Here is a 14,079-nt window from a genome sequence, read left to right as displayed (position 1 = left end):
GGACGAGGCGCTGCTAAAGATGCTGTATCTGGTCACCATGGATGTCACCCGCAAATGGACAGGCCGTGTCCAGAACTGGGGCCAAATGCTGTTGCAGTTCTCGGTCTTCTTCCCCGAACGCATCGGCCAACATCTGCCGTAAGGGCAATCTCCCCCATGGGGGAGTCTCTATAAATGAGTTTACACAAAATTATTGACACACCCAGAAAAGCCGAGCGAATGTCAATTCGCTTGGGCTGCGTCCTCTTCACTATCTTCCATTTGATCTTTATCTTAGGAACTAAGAAAATACTTGTATTTCCACTGAACAACTATATTGAACTTAAATTTATTTTTACCCTTATAAACTCAATTAGTTCCTTCTTCTCATAATCATCAAGATTTCTAAAAACTTTAATAAACCTTTTCTCGATTCATAATCATCATATGTCGCCCCATCTTCTGCAGCGACACCGGTTAATAGCCAATTTAAGTTCACATTATATTGTGTTCGAATAGATATTAATGTTTCCGCAGATGGATTACTATTTCCCAATTCAATTTCACTCCAGGTTCCATTGCATGAAGTATGTATATTGTTTTTTTAGCATTTTAAAAGGGAGCCACGAATCAATCCCTCGGGCTCCCTTCTAGATGCTGAAAATCACTCATTTTGCATTTTGGTTCACGACATCTTTTACTGGTTCAAGACATCTTATATTGGTTCACGACTTTTTTATTATCTGACAACAACTTTAATACAAAATTCAATCAAAGGACACAACTTTTCCACTAGAACACAACTAGAACACAACTTTAATACAAAATATCACTTTATAAAAACCCGCTTCCTCTCTTACTCCACCGTCACGCTCTTCGCCAAATTACGCGGTTTATCGACATCCAAGCTGCGGGCCAGGGAAGCGTAGTAAGCGATCAACTGCAGAGGCACTACCGAGATGGCAGCCGACAGTATCGGCAGCGTCTTCGGAATAGCGAAGGCCTGGTCGACGGATCTCAGCAGGCTGGCAACGTGCTCTTCGTAAGTGATCGCCATGACGGCACCGCCGCGGGCTTTCACTTCCTTGATGTTGCTGACGGTCTTCTCCATGACGTTCTCCTGGGTAACGAGCGCGATTACCGGAATCCCTTCTTCGATCAGCGCCAGCGTACCATGCTTAAGCTCGCCGGCAGCGTAGGCTTCGGAATGAATATAAGAAATCTCTTTGAGCTTCAACGAACCTTCCTGTGCGACAGCATAGTCCATGCCGCGGCCGATAAAGAACAAATGCTCATGTGAAGCAATTTCCTCCGCGTAAGCCTTGATGGCTTTCGTATTGGACAGCATGCTTTCCACCTGTTCAGGCAGCGCATGCATAGCTGCGATAATACGGGCTACTTCGGCTTCGCTTTGTGTACCGCGTACTTGAGCCAGATACAAAGCGAACAGATAGAATGCTATCAGCTGGGAAGAGTAAGCCTTAGTCGAAGCTACGGCAATTTCCGGCCCTGCCAAAGTGGCAATGACGTCGTCCGCATCGCGGGCGATCGAGCTGCCAACCACGTTCGTGATGGCCAGTACATGCGCTCCATTCGCTTGGGCTTCGCGCAGCGCAGCTAGCGTATCTGCCGTTTCACCGGATTGGCTCACGACGATGACCAGCGTTTCCGGAGTGATCAGCGGCGAACGATAGCGATATTCGGACGCTACATCAAAGGCAACCGGAATACGGACCAGCTGTTCAATGACGGAACCGCCGACGAGACCGGCATGATAAGCCGTACCGCAGGCAACAACATGAATATTGTTGATTTTGCGAATCTGCTCATCAGTCAGTTTCAGTTCCGGCAGAACGACCTTGCGTCCGGATTCGTCGATCCGGCCCAGCATCGTATCGCGGTAAGCATTAGGCTGCTCATGAATTTCTTTTAGCATGAAGTGGTCGTATCCGCCTTTTTCTGCCGTTACTTCATCCCATTCGACATTCGTCATTTCCCGAGAAATAAAATTCCCCTCAATGGTCATCAGTTCGACAGAATCCTTGGTGAGCACGGCCATTTCACCGTCGTTCAAAATGTAGACCTTGCGTGTATAGTTCAACAGAGCCGGGATGTCGGAGCCGATAAAGTTCTCGCCTTCCCCGATTCCGATGATCAGCGGACTGGCCTGACGTACGGCTACCAGCTTGTTAGGCTCGTATTCCGTCAGGACGCCAAGGGCAAATGCACCGCGCATGTAGCTGATTGCCTTTTGAACGGCTTTTACGATATCACCTTTGTACTCGCGGGCAATCAGGTGCGAAATGACTTCCGTGTCCGTTTCGGATACGAAAATATACCCCTCGCTGATCAGCTCTTCCTTAAGCTCCAGATAGTTTTCGACAATCCCATTATGAACGACCGAAAATTTCTGGGTATGGTCGGTGTGCGGATGCGAGTTTACGTAGGACGGCTTCCCGTGTGTCGCCCAGCGCGTATGACCGATCCCTGCGGAACCAACCAAAGGAGCATCCTCCAGCTTGGATTCCAGATTTGTCAAACGCCCGGTAGACTTGCTAATCTTTAGACCTTCAGGAGTAAACACCGCGATCCCTGCCGAATCGTACCCGCGGTATTCCAGCTTCTTAAGACCCTCAATCAACACCGTCTGCGTATCTCTTGCTCCGATATATCCCACAATACCACACATATTTATAAATCCTCCGTTTCGTCATCTCAAAATTTTATTGGCAAAAGATGAACAGACCGGAAGACATGTTGCGGCTCTTCATAGGAACAACTTCAATATATTCAATTATCAAAGAATCCTTGAATGCATAGTTGCTCTGCCGCAGCTGTATCCGCGTTCCCTTTTGCACTCAGGAAATTGTATATTAACTGGCTGATTTGCATCTTGATCAAACAGTTTGTAAGAACAGTCGCCCGTTCCCTTTGCTGAATGATTTACGGTCCGATGCGATACCGGGAGGTCCCCGCCGAACAATTCGAACACCTCCACCTCGTCAGCTTCCTGCTGCCATTGGATAACGGCCCTTAATTATTTATTCCCTTAATGTTTCAGGACCTGAATAACATGGACCCCAAACCTTTTTAAAGTGCCGTTTATCCTTCCCGCGCAAGCCAGAAAGCTCTGGCGCTTATGATGCTTGTAACCTCACAACCCTCACTTTCTATGTTCGATTATGGTTAATTATATGCATCTATCGTCTTTTTTGCAATTATCCATGTGCCTTTTCTGAAAAACAGGGGCAGTATTCATTCACCCAAAAAGACAGCCGCCGAAACGCGAGGCCTTACGCCTGGCGGCTTCTATACAACTTGGTAATTTACGAAACAAGCAGCCTGACCAAAGCTGGCGGCGTCTTTTTCAGATCACATTGTGCTAAAGTCACAGTCACGGCTTAAACAAGTTCACGCTCAACCACGGCAGCAATATCGGATACGAATTGCTCCAGCTCAATCTTATCCGGCCCTTCTGCCATTACGCGAATCAGTGACTCTGTACCCGAAGGTCGAACCAGCACACGGCCGTTGTCGCCGAGCTCTCTCTCTACGGCTGAAATGGCGGAAGCAATCGCCTTATTGCCTTCATATTTGCTCTTATCCTGTACGCGTACATTGACAAGCACCTGAGGATACTGGACCATCAGCTTTTTCAGTTCGCTAAGCGGTTTGCCCGAGTTCAGAATCGTATCAACCAATTGGATCGCCGTAAGAATACCATCACCTGTAGTATTGTAATCCAGAAAAATAACATGCCCGGACTGTTCCCCGCCCAGATTAAAGCCGCCGCGGCGCATTTCCGCCATGACATAACGGTCGCCTACCGCTGTTTGTACCGTGTTCAGCTTAAGCTTTTCTGCAGCCTTATAAAAACCGATGTTGCTCATAACCGTCGTTACGATCGTGCTTTCCGCAAGCCGGCCATCGCGGTTCATCGCCTCGCCGCAAATGCACAAAATATGGTCTCCGTCAACCTCTTCGCCATTTTCGTCAATCGCAATGAGACGGTCGGCATCGCCGTCAAAAGCCAGGCCGAGATCGGCTCCAAGACGAACCACTTCTTGCTTCAGCAGCTCAGGATGCGTGGAACCGCAGTGGTCGTTAATGTTGCGGCCGTTAGGCTCTGCAGCCAGCGTGATGACTTCCGCTCCAAGCTCATGGAACAACTTCGGCGCCAGTTCGTAAGCGGCACCATTAGCGCAGTCCAGAACAACCTTGAGCCCCTGGAACGACGATCTGGAAATCGTTGATTTCAAATGCTCCAAATACTTCAGTTTGGATTCGTCATCCACCTCAACCGAGCCCAGATCTCCGCCTACCGGCCGAGGAAGATCATCTCCGTCCTTGTCGATCAGCTCTTCGATTTGAAGCTCGGTCTCGTCAGACAGCTTGAATCCGTCGCTGCCGAAAAACTTGATCCCGTTATCCTCTACCGGATTGTGGGAAGCCGAGATCATGACGCCCGCATCCGCGCCTAGAAGCCGGGTTAAATAAGCTACTGCAGGCGTAGTAACCACACCCAGGCGTATTACATTTGCACCGATGGAGAGCAGGCCTGCAACCAGTGCAGATTCCAGCATGACTCCTGAAATACGCGTGTCCATACCGATGACTACCTTCGGCTTGGATGCCGCTCCCGTTAATACGTATCCGCCGCAGCGGCCAATACGGTAAGCCAGCTCAGCCGTCAGTTCCTTGTTTGCGACACCGCGGACACCATCAGTTCCAAAATATTTCCCCATCGTTACACTCCCTCTTCAACATTCCATTTCACTTGGTTATCTTTTTTAGTTCTATTCCTGTTCCTGCTTTACGGTGAATTCGTATGCTCCGGCGGATGGCTGGTTTCTCCCCCGGTTTCGCCGTTCTCGCTTGTCCCGCTGCCACTGCTTGAACTTGGATCTCCGGATTCACCCGAAGGATCCGGATTGACCGTGGCAGGTTTATCTTGGGCGGTAATTTCTACCTGGGCCGTAGGCTTGTTGCCCGGATCCGCCAAATAAATATATTGCGGAAACCTGGGGGTAAGCGTAACCGTAAAGGTTCCTTCCCCATAGCCGCTAAGATCAGCGGTAAACGAAAGCTCGTCGGACTTTATCGCGCTGATCCGTTCTGCGCTGCCTTCAACCGTCGCGGTAATGCGGCCGGATTCAGGACTGATCACTTTGGCTGTATATCCCGCTCCTGCACCAAGGAGCGTAACAGGGATGTCATTCAGCGTTTTTTTTTCAAAGGGGGTGGCCTTAATCGTAACTTGCAAAGAGCCCGGCTCGATTCTCTCAAAACCGTCAGGCGGAGTCAAGTCTACTGTGTAGGCTGTATCGCCTGGTCCCTTAAATTTCCCTAAGTCCACCGTTACCGGATAGTTAGAAATACCGTCAAGCACTTCTTTGGAGCCATACACTACAACCTGCTCGACGCTGCTGCTGATCTCCGACAAAGCATACCCGGGCGGAAGGGTTCCGGTAGTTTTAAGCTCGACCGGTACGCTTTTATAAAGCTTGATAAGCGGTACATCGACATTAATGGACGACGGGGAAATTTGGGCATCCTTCATTTCCTCCCCGGCCTTGTCATAGGCAATCAGCTTGACGCTCCTGCCGGTAATATCGCTGTCCAGACCCTCTACATTCACCGTGCCCTGCACCTTTTGAACCTCTCCGATCTCACTGGAAGGAAGCGTTACTTTGACCTTGCCGTTTCCGCTCACTACCGGTGTGCCGAGCTCGTAACCTTTGGCAGGCTCCCCTTCCGTGACGATGTCTGCTTCGAATTCTTTAGATTCTTTGGCCTCGATTGTAACCTGAACGGAAGAAGGCGTAATCGATACACACTCCACCCCGTTCGGGAGCTCGCATTTCAGCGGAACGGTCCTGGTGCCTGGGCCCAGGTTATCAAGATCCAGCTTTACTTTGTAATTATCGTCGGAGAACAGGGAGGTCAGCCTCGATGCTTTCCCGCTAACCTCCAAGGTCACGCGGTCCGGATTGAGTCCGTATAATACGTACTTATCGCTATCGAAGTTGTAGACCTGAATTTTGACATTCTCAATTGTCCGCGTACTTAACGGTTGATTCACCGTTGATACGGGAGTAGCGCTGTCCAGGTGCACCATCGCCCACAAAATAATACTTATACAAAGTGCAATGACTTTAGCAATATTATTATTGCTTATCCACTTATTCATGACTTTTGCCCCCCCATCTTCTCCAAAAAGGGGTTTTGTTTGTCTTCTCCGGCGTTGCCGGGCTCAGCTCTCCGTAGAGCTTGGAGATTAGCGATTCTTCATTTATGTCACGAACCACCTGCCCGTCCATCGCCAGCGAAATTTGCCCGGTCTCTTCCGAAACCACAATCGCCAAAGCATCGCCCACTTCACTAATGCCGATGGCCGCCCGGTGGCGGGTACCCAGCTCTTTGCTGATGAAAGGATTCTCGGATAAAGGCAAATAGCAGGCCGCAGCCGTAATTCGCGTTCCCTGAATAATCACAGCACCGTCATGAAGCGGCGTATTCGGAATGAAAATGTTAATTAGCAGCTCCGAAGAGATCACGGATTGCATCGAAATTCCCGATTCCACATATTCATTGAGACCTGTCTCCCGTTCAAAGACGATCAGGGCGCCGATTTTTCGACGGGATAAATAATTAACAGCCTTAATAATATGAGAGATAGCCCGGCTGAATTCCTCTTCGTCCGCCGCATTTCTGCTAAACAGCTTTCCGCGTCCAAGCTGCTCCAGCCCCCGCCGAAGCTCCGGCTGAAAGATGATAAACACGGCCAGCACGCCAAACGTAAACATTTGATTCATTAACCATTTGAGTGTATACAGATTGAACCAGGTACTCAAGGCCCAAATAATGACAAGGACAAAGATTCCTTTCAAGAGTTGAATAGCCCGCGTCCCGCGTACAACCAAAATTAAATGGTAAATGATATAAGTAACAGCCAATACATCAATAATATCTTTAATGGACTCTGCCCATGTCAGGTCCTCAAAATAATTCATGCCCTAACCCCCGGTATCCCGCATTCGGGTTATGTTCAACGAAGTGATGCCTTTATCTATATTCATTCCCCTTAAACTCTAGGTTATAACGATCAAGACTGACTTGCAAGCGCCCCGCCTAAAATAACATCTAAGGTAAACTTCAGTTACAGCAGGTTGACAGCAATTTTCCGTGCCTGCTTTATTTGTTCCCCTATGTAAATATCGTCAAGTGTTTGAATTCAATTTAAAAAGGCGCCAACATCCCTTATGGCAAGGGGGGCGCCGAATTTTGGATGTGCCTTTGACGCAATTCTTGGCTAGCGGTAGGCAACTTCCGAAAAGGTATTCGTGATCCTGTACCAAATCCAATCAAGCGCTTGATCAATCGTCTTCGCATCTCCGGCAATCTTAGCGGTTGAAGCCTGATAAAGCGAGCCGTCAATAACCGTCAAATTGCCTTTCACTTCGCCGTAAACCTCGGTATTGCCGTTCTCAATAGTCAAGTCGCCGGCAATCGCCGTCCCTTCAGGAACGATCACGGTATGGCCTTCAATGCGGACCTGATCCAGATCGGCTCCTTTGACAATGAGTTGATCATCCGCTTGCCACAACGATAATGAACTGAAAATCATTACGAGCAGAAACATCGCTGCAGCCGTCAACGCGGGATGGCGTCTAACCCATCTCAACCAGGCTTGCTGCTTGCGCTGCTTCGGAAGCTTGCTCATAATCCGTTCCAGGACATCATCGGGAGCCGAAGGAATCGAACTCTTCACCGCCGCGAACAACAGCATATCGGTCTGCTCCAGCTCCTTAAGCTTCATTCTGCAGGCCTCACATATGTCCAGGTGACTCTTCAAACCAAGCGCCTGGTCCTCAGGCAGGTCATGATCCAAATATTCATGCATTAATGAGGCAGCCTGTTTGCAATCCATCCTGAGCCATTCCTTTCCTTGCTTATACTATAGAGGCGAAAGCTAATCTTTCGGGTAAGCGATACTCTTACTTCACTGTTTTATACGGCTGTCGATGCGGTGGGTTTCAATTATTTAAGCTAAAATAATTTATGCTCTAATCTTTTTCGTAAAAACTCGCGCCCCCGGTGTACCCGGGTCTTTACCGTCGTTACAGGCATCTTCAAAATATCCGCAATTTCCTGCAGCGACAGCTCCTGCAAGTAACGCAGCACCATAACCGATTTATATTTGGCCGGCAGGCCGTCAATCGCCTGATGAATGGTCGTTTGTGTTTCGGAGAGCAAATATGCAGTTTCCGGCGTACGTTCATCACCTGGAACCAGCGTATAGCCGTCTGTTCCATCCTGATCATTCAGCTCCGCGTCAAGCGAATAGGTCGGTTTCCGTTTACGCAGCCGGTCTATGCACAGGTTCGTTGCAATCCGGTAGATCCAGGTTGAGAATTTCTGATTCTCATCGTATCTGTCCCAGTTTTTGTACACGCGCAAAAAAGCCTCCTGAACGATATCCTCCGCTTCATGACGATTGCTCAGCATCCTGTACGCCAGGTGAAAAATTTTATCTTTATAAAGTTCAACGAGCTCGGCAAAAGCGCCCTGATTTCCCTTGCGGGCAAGCTTCACCAATCTCGTATCCATATGTTCTGCCATCCGTTATCCCCCAGATTTCGGCTGCTCCTGCTTTCCTTCGTTCCCCATTCCCAGCAGGCTGTCAGGCTGCGGCTTCATGCCGCAGATGCTTGTACCCTGACGAGACTTCATTCAAATCGTAATTCATGATCCTTTAAAAAGCAAGCAATTACTGTCTTCAGTCCGCCAATTCTCCAAACAGCCTGTCCATCACAGCATAATAATAATACCATGGAATGTGGCCTTCACTTCGGGGCGGATATTGGTACTTTGCTCCGGATCCCGGAATTCTATAATATTGTACCGCAAAAGAAAAACGGGTGTACTTCCGTACACCCGCAGAACTTGGCCTTTGACACCTCAAGCGCTAATCCCAGCCGTAAAAGATCAGCCTGTATTCCGCATGCCCGAGGCAATGCCGTTGATTGTAAGAAGCACTTCGCGCAGCAGTTCGGCATCGTCACTGCCCTCATTCCGGATCGCCCGCAGCTCGGTAAGGAGCTGTACCTGCAAATAGCTCAGCGGATCGACATAAGGATTACGTTGTCTGATCGATTCCTGCAGGGTTGGCTGGTTATCCAGAATTTCCTTCTCTCCGGTAATGAGCAGAATCAGGGATTTCGTCAAGTTGAATTCTTCTTCAATTTGACGGTAAACCCGGGTTCTTACTTCCGGATCGCTGCACAAATTCGCATATTCCTTCGCTATATTGAGATCAGCCTTGACAATCGCAAGTTTCAGCGTATCAATCAGGGAACGGAAGAACGGGAAATGCGCGTACATGTCCTGCATGATTTTCAGGTTCTCTTCCTTGTTCCGATAAAAATGCTGCATCCCCGTGCCCGCCGCATACCATGCCGGCAACAGATAGCGGCTCTGCGTCCAGGCAAACACCCACGGAATGGCCCGCAAATCCTCGAATCTGTCGCTGTTTTTGCGTTTCGACGGACGCGAACCGATATTCAGCTCCCCTACCTCGCCAAGCGGCGTGGACTCTTTGAAGAATTGCAAGAAATCCGGGTCCCGGAAAATAAGATCCTGATATTTGTTCAAGGACGTTTCCGACATTTCCTTCACAATTTGTTCCCACTGCTCCTCGTACAAATCGCTTTGTTTCGGCAACCGGGCAGTTAACGCCGAAGTAATCAATGCCGATGTAGCTTGTTCCAGGCTGCGGTAAGCAATCCCGTGAAGAGAATAGCGGTCGGAAATGACTTCACCCTGCTCCGTAATTTTGATGCCTCCGCCAACCGTTTCCGCAGGCTGCACCAGAATACTGCGGTTCAGCGGCATTCCCCCGCGTCCTAACGCTCCGCCTCTGCCGTGGAAAAATTTAAGCTTGACTCCAAATTCCTTAGCCGTAGCCGTAAGCTGCTTAAGGGCAACCCGCAGCTCCCAGTTAGCGGTGATGACTCCGCCGTCTTTGTTGCTGTCCGAGTAACCAAGCATAATTTCCTGCAGGTCATTCATGGCTGCCACGGATTGACGGTAAGCAGGGATGCTCAGCAGCTCGCGCATAATATCAGGAGCGGCGTGCAGATCATCAATTGTCTCAAACAATGGAACGGCCTGCAGCGAACAAGTTACATGGCCGTCTGCATCTTTTTGAAACAGTCCGACTTCCTTCGCAAAAACCATCACTTCCAAAACATCACTGACAGCCTCCGCCATACTGATGAGATAGCTGGAAATGCAACCTTTGCCGAATTCCTTTTGAGCTTCATGCACGGTACGATAAACTTCCAGACATTCCGTCGTGCTCTCGCTATACTCCTGATATGGAGAAGTAAGCGGGCGAGGGTCTTCCAGAAGATGCTGCAGAAGCGCAACCTTTTCGGATTCTTCAAGCTTCGAATAATCAGGCGTAATTTTCATATGCGCCAGAATTTCCGTCATCGCATTTTCGTGTTCCTTGCTGTGCTGACGAATATCCAGCTTGGCCGTGTGGAATCCAAAGAGCTCCACCTGACGCACTAATTTATTTATATACGTATCCGCAACATAATCTGCATAATGATGACGCAGACTCCGGTCAATGATTTTCAAATCCAGGATCAGCTCTTCAGGAACCGTGTAACGTTCCCGCGAATTCTTTTTGGTCTCATCGAGTACGTTGTACAGCTTCTCCGTCATATAAGTGAGCTTGATCCGGTAAGGCTCTTTCTCGTTGTTCCAGGCCTGCGTACGGTTCAAAGCAACTTCCTTGCTGTCCTTCTCAATTGAGGCTAGCAGTTCGTCACTCACTTTAACAATCGACGTACTGAAGCTGAGATGTTTGAAGAGATCGGTCAAAAGCCGTTGGTATTCGCGAACCGCGAGCTTGCGCTGCATTTTCAGCGTCTCCCACGTGACATCAGCCGTCACGGAAGGATTGCCGTCGCGGTCTCCCCCGATCCAGGAACCGAATCTCAGATAACTCGGTATATGCCAGTTTTGCTCCGGATAATATTTAGCCAAACATCGTTCAAGCTCTTGATATACATCCGGCAGCACATGGAACAGCGTTTCGTGAAAATAATACATACCATTGCGGACTTCGTCGAGGACTGTTGGCTTCCGATCGCGAAGCTCATCGGTTTGCCACAGCGTAATGACCTCGTTAAGCAGCTTCTCCCGAAGCTGTTCCCGTTCGCGGAAAGTAAGTGTCGGATTATCAAGCTGCATCACATCATCGGCGATCCGTTTATGGATATCCAGAATGGCTCGTCTCATGGCTTCTGTAGGATGGGCTGTCATCACCAGCTCAAGTGACATCCCCTCTACAATTTCCTTAACTTCACCTAATGAGAAACCGCGCTCTTTCAATTCCATAACCGCTGCTTCGATCGAGCCCGGCTGAACCTCTTCGCCAGCAGCACGTTCGTAATCACGTTTGCGCCGAATCCGATGATTTTGTTCCGCGATATTAACCAGTTGGAAGTAGATCGCAAAGGCCCGTATTACCTGGTGACGAATATCCGGCTCAAGACCATTGACCATTTCCTTAAATTCTTCGTGCAATTCCGGTAAGAAAACAGCCCGCAGCGATTTACTCGCCTCACGAATCTTTTCGACAATATCTAAGAGTTCGTTCCCGCCCTGGTGGACAAGGACTTCTCCCAGAATATTGCCCAAAAAGCGAATATCCCGCCGTAGCAAATTGCTGGAATTGCTTTTGCCTGCAGTTACCGTAAGCTCAGTCATGCTCCTGCCTCCTGTTTCATCCTGTATTCCGTTTGTTTATGCTTTTAACATCATACAATAACGAGAAGTGAAAATCTTTATTTTTTTAAAAAAAGCTAACATTTCGCACAATAACACGTCACAGCGATAAAATCAACAGGTAAAAAGACAACTGCGATTCTCTGGGAAGATGCGCAGTAAACTTTAACAAAAAACACCATCGAATACGATGATGCCGCTTAATGTAAGTATGGAGCGGGTGATGGGAATCGAACCCACGCTACCAGCTTGGAAGGCTGGAGTTCTACCATTGAACTACACCCGCATTTATAAATGATCGGGACGACACGATTCGAACATGCGACCCCCTGGTCCCAAACCAGGTGCTCTACCAAGCTGAGCTACGTCCCGAGAACAAATGGTGATATGCTGTTAAAATGGCGTGCCCTGAGAGATTCGAACTCCCGACCTTTTGATTCGTAGTCAAACGCTCTATCCAGCTGAGCTAAGGGCACATGGAGCGGACGACGGGAATCGAACCCGCGACCCTCGCCTTGGCAAGGCGATGCTCTACCGCTGAGCCACGTCCGCATATTGGTGCGCGTGGAGGGACTTGAACCCCCACGTCAAAGACGCTAGATCCTAAGTCTAGTGCGTCTGCCAATTCCGCCACACGCGCACATTTATGATGGTATTAGCCGAATGGCCAACCCGTTCTAACCTTCGATTCATCACCTTTTCGCGATGATATCTCGTTAGCGACAAGAATGATCTTATCATATCTTTCTATCCGGAGTCAAGCTTTTTTATTAATTTTTTTTGTGTCGTGTCCATGTGCCCTTTTTACCTGTAAATCAGCGCATCATGTCAGCTATTCTTACGTTGATGATTCAAACCTCTGAGAAATCCAGGAAGGATAATTAGGAAACTTACCGGTAGTCTCCTCCAGTCTCTTCATTCATAAAAGATGAGGAACTGAGGTGAATCGAAATATGAAGGGCTGAACAATAGAAGCGTTTAAAAATGAATGCTACCTTCCTTCCTTGCCATCTAATACAGCATTTTAAAATTGTATGATTTCGCTTGATCCTCGGTGTTAATTCATGATCTGCTGTAATCCTCCTGAGCGCTAATAGAACAAGGCTTTTAAGCTGTTCAGGGCTATTAAGCATAAATATTCCCCAATAAAGCTTAAGGGGCGGAGATTTAATTTATCGAGCTTCTAGAGCTGATGGCTGGCTCGTGATGGCTAATATTGCTCTGGAGAGCCAAATGCCGGTCTCTTTGGATTCAGAGGCAGCTGCTCTTTTCTTCAAATAATTAGGCTCCTGAGTTTCCCTGTCTATACAGCAAAAAACAAAAAAACACCATGCTCACATAATTCGTAAGCTGATGTTTGTCTCATTCAAAAGTGAGCCATGAAGGACTCGAACCTTCGACACCCTGATTAAAAGTCAGGTGCTCTACCAACTGAGCTAATGGCTCTCAGATTAGGTATTCCCGAAAAGTACTCGGATTTACCTTGAAGCTTGGGCTTCACTTTTTAGAGTGAACTAACTGGGGATATAGGATTCGAACCTATGCATGACGGAGTCAAAGTCCGTTGCCTTACCGCTTGGCTAATCCCCATTAAAAGGATTAATCATTATAATGGTTGTCCATATTAATCCTATGGTGGAGGCTGAGGGGATCGAACCCCCGACCCTCTGCTTGTAAGGCAGATGCTCTCCCAGCTGAGCTAAGCCTCCTTATGTATGGTGACCCGTAGGGGATTCGAACCCCTGTTACCTCCGTGAAAGGGAGGTGTCTTAACCCCTTGACCAACGGGCCATGTAACCTTAATTATAGAAGAGAAAATGGAGCTCTCAACCGGGATCGAACCGGTGACCTCATCCTTACCATGGATGCACTCTACCTACTGAGCTATGAGAGCATATGGCTCCCCGAACAGGACTCGAACCTGTGACAACTCGATTAACAGTCGAGTGCTCTACCAACTGAGCTATCAGGGAACATTGCTTGGCGGCGTCCTACTCTCCCAGGACCCTTCGGTCCAAGTACCATTGGCGCTGGAGGGCTTAACGGTCGTGTTCGGGATGGGTACGTGTGGAACCCCTCCGCCATCGCCACCAAACGGGCATTTGCTTCACAAATGCTTGCATTCAAGGTTGATCCTTGAAAACTGGATACGAAACTTCATTTGCGTCTTATCCCCGACAGTTTTCACTTTGTGGGGTTTGTTTTGGATAAGCCCTCGACCGATTAGTACTGGTCAGCTCCATGCATTGCTGCACTTCCACCCCCAGCCTATCTACCTCGTCGTCTTCAAGGGGTCTT

Annotated in this window: 8 protein-coding genes, 11 tRNA genes, 2 rRNA genes and 1 pseudogene; 1 reads left to right on the top strand and 21 read right to left on the bottom strand. The window is 48.6% G+C overall.

The genetic code is table 11. From position 1 onward, the window contains the following. Positions 1-142, top strand: a pseudogene (locus K7397_RS21705) (IS256 family transposase); the annotation flags it as partial. Positions 143-352: 210 nt separating this feature from the next. Here the strand turns inward: K7397_RS21705 and K7397_RS22260 are convergent. From K7397_RS22260 to K7397_RS20240, 21 genes are all read right to left on the bottom strand, one after another. Then, positions 353-574 carry a helix-turn-helix domain-containing protein gene (locus tag K7397_RS22260; RefSeq protein WP_420488818.1) on the bottom strand — a complete coding sequence of 74 codons (222 nt, stop codon included), beginning with the start codon at positions 572-574 and terminating at the stop codon, positions 353-355. Between the two features lie 261 nt (positions 575-835). Next, positions 836-2,668, bottom strand: coding sequence for a glutamine--fructose-6-phosphate transaminase (isomerizing) (gene glmS / locus K7397_RS20335; protein WP_223070420.1), 1,833 nt, complete (start codon positions 2,666-2,668; stop codon positions 836-838). A gap of 712 nt (positions 2,669-3,380) precedes the next feature. Continuing rightward, on the bottom strand, positions 3,381-4,724 hold the full coding sequence (gene glmM, locus K7397_RS20330) for a phosphoglucosamine mutase (RefSeq protein ID WP_223070419.1): 1,344 nt from the start codon (positions 4,722-4,724) through the stop codon (positions 3,381-3,383). A 68-nt stretch (positions 4,725-4,792) separates the two neighbouring features. Beyond that, entirely contained in the window at positions 4,793-6,169 is a 1,377-nt protein-coding gene (locus tag K7397_RS20325; protein WP_223070418.1) for a CdaR family protein, read from the bottom strand. Continuing rightward, the gene (gene cdaA, locus K7397_RS20320; RefSeq protein ID WP_223070417.1) at positions 6,162-6,992 is read right to left on the bottom strand and encodes a diadenylate cyclase CdaA; all 831 of its coding nucleotides are present in this window, start codon (positions 6,990-6,992) and stop codon (positions 6,162-6,164) included. Before cdaA ends, K7397_RS20325 begins: the two co-directional genes overlap by 8 nt. Before the next feature lie 299 nt (positions 6,993-7,291). Beyond that, on the bottom strand, positions 7,292-7,909 hold the full coding sequence (locus tag K7397_RS20315; protein ID WP_223070416.1) for a zf-HC2 domain-containing protein: 618 nt from the start codon (positions 7,907-7,909) through the stop codon (positions 7,292-7,294). A gap of 119 nt (positions 7,910-8,028) precedes the next feature. After that, entirely contained in the window at positions 8,029-8,601 is a 573-nt protein-coding gene (sigW, locus tag K7397_RS20310; RefSeq protein WP_223070415.1) for an RNA polymerase sigma factor SigW, read from the bottom strand. 366 nt (positions 8,602-8,967) lie between these two features. After that, positions 8,968-11,763, bottom strand: a complete 2,796-nt coding sequence (ppc, locus tag K7397_RS20305; protein WP_223070414.1) for a phosphoenolpyruvate carboxylase — start codon at positions 11,761-11,763, stop codon at positions 8,968-8,970. Positions 11,764-11,993: 230 nt separating this feature from the next. Continuing rightward, a tRNA-Gly gene (locus K7397_RS20300) sits at positions 11,994-12,067 on the bottom strand. A 12-nt stretch (positions 12,068-12,079) separates the two neighbouring features. After that, positions 12,080-12,153, bottom strand: a tRNA-Pro gene (locus tag K7397_RS20295). A 27-nt stretch (positions 12,154-12,180) separates the two neighbouring features. Beyond that, positions 12,181-12,257: transfer RNA gene (locus tag K7397_RS20290), tRNA-Arg, on the bottom strand. 1 nt (position 12,258) lies between these two features. Beyond that, a tRNA-Gly gene (locus tag K7397_RS20285) sits at positions 12,259-12,333 on the bottom strand. 4 nt (positions 12,334-12,337) lie between these two features. Beyond that, positions 12,338-12,421: transfer RNA gene (locus K7397_RS20280), tRNA-Leu, on the bottom strand. A 733-nt stretch (positions 12,422-13,154) separates the two neighbouring features. After that, positions 13,155-13,227 (bottom strand) — tRNA-Lys (locus tag K7397_RS20275). 72 nt (positions 13,228-13,299) lie between these two features. After that, positions 13,300-13,371 (bottom strand) — tRNA-Gln (locus K7397_RS20270). Positions 13,372-13,414: 43 nt separating this feature from the next. Continuing rightward, positions 13,415-13,490, bottom strand: a tRNA-Val gene (locus K7397_RS20265). Positions 13,491-13,497: 7 nt separating this feature from the next. Then, positions 13,498-13,572, bottom strand: a tRNA-Glu gene (locus K7397_RS20260). Between the two features lie 27 nt (positions 13,573-13,599). Further along, a tRNA-Thr gene (locus K7397_RS20255) sits at positions 13,600-13,675 on the bottom strand. A gap of 3 nt (positions 13,676-13,678) precedes the next feature. Beyond that, a tRNA-Asn gene (locus K7397_RS20250) sits at positions 13,679-13,754 on the bottom strand. A 5-nt stretch (positions 13,755-13,759) separates the two neighbouring features. Then, positions 13,760-13,876 (bottom strand): 5S ribosomal RNA (rrf, locus tag K7397_RS20245). 108 nt (positions 13,877-13,984) lie between these two features. Next, positions 13,985-14,079, bottom strand: a 23S ribosomal RNA gene (locus tag K7397_RS20240); the annotation flags it as partial.

Source organism: Paenibacillus caui (assembly GCF_019904135.1).
Classification (GTDB): domain Bacteria; phylum Bacillota; class Bacilli; order Paenibacillales; family Paenibacillaceae; genus Fontibacillus; species Fontibacillus caui.
This window is presented reverse-complemented; position numbering and strand designations above follow the sequence as displayed.

Bases quoted from the DNA above. Each gene is read 5' to 3' on its own strand.
- glmS (WP_223070420.1), bottom strand. From the start codon at position 2,668: ATGTGTGGTATTGTGGGATATATCGGAGCAAGAGATACGCAGACGGTG.
- glmM (WP_223070419.1), bottom strand. From the start codon at position 4,724: ATGGGGAAATATTTTGGAACTGATGGTGTCCGCGGTGTCGCAAACAAG.
- K7397_RS20325 (WP_223070418.1), bottom strand. From the start codon at position 6,169: ATGAATAAGTGGATAAGCAATAATAATATTGCTAAAGTCATTGCACTT.
- cdaA (WP_223070417.1), bottom strand. From the start codon at position 6,992: ATGAATTATTTTGAGGACCTGACATGGGCAGAGTCCATTAAAGATATT.
- K7397_RS20315 (WP_223070416.1), bottom strand. From the start codon at position 7,909: ATGGATTGCAAACAGGCTGCCTCATTAATGCATGAATATTTGGATCAT.
- sigW (WP_223070415.1), bottom strand. From the start codon at position 8,601: ATGGCAGAACATATGGATACGAGATTGGTGAAGCTTGCCCGCAAGGGA.
- ppc (WP_223070414.1), bottom strand. From the start codon at position 11,763: ATGACTGAGCTTACGGTAACTGCAGGCAAAAGCAATTCCAGCAATTTG.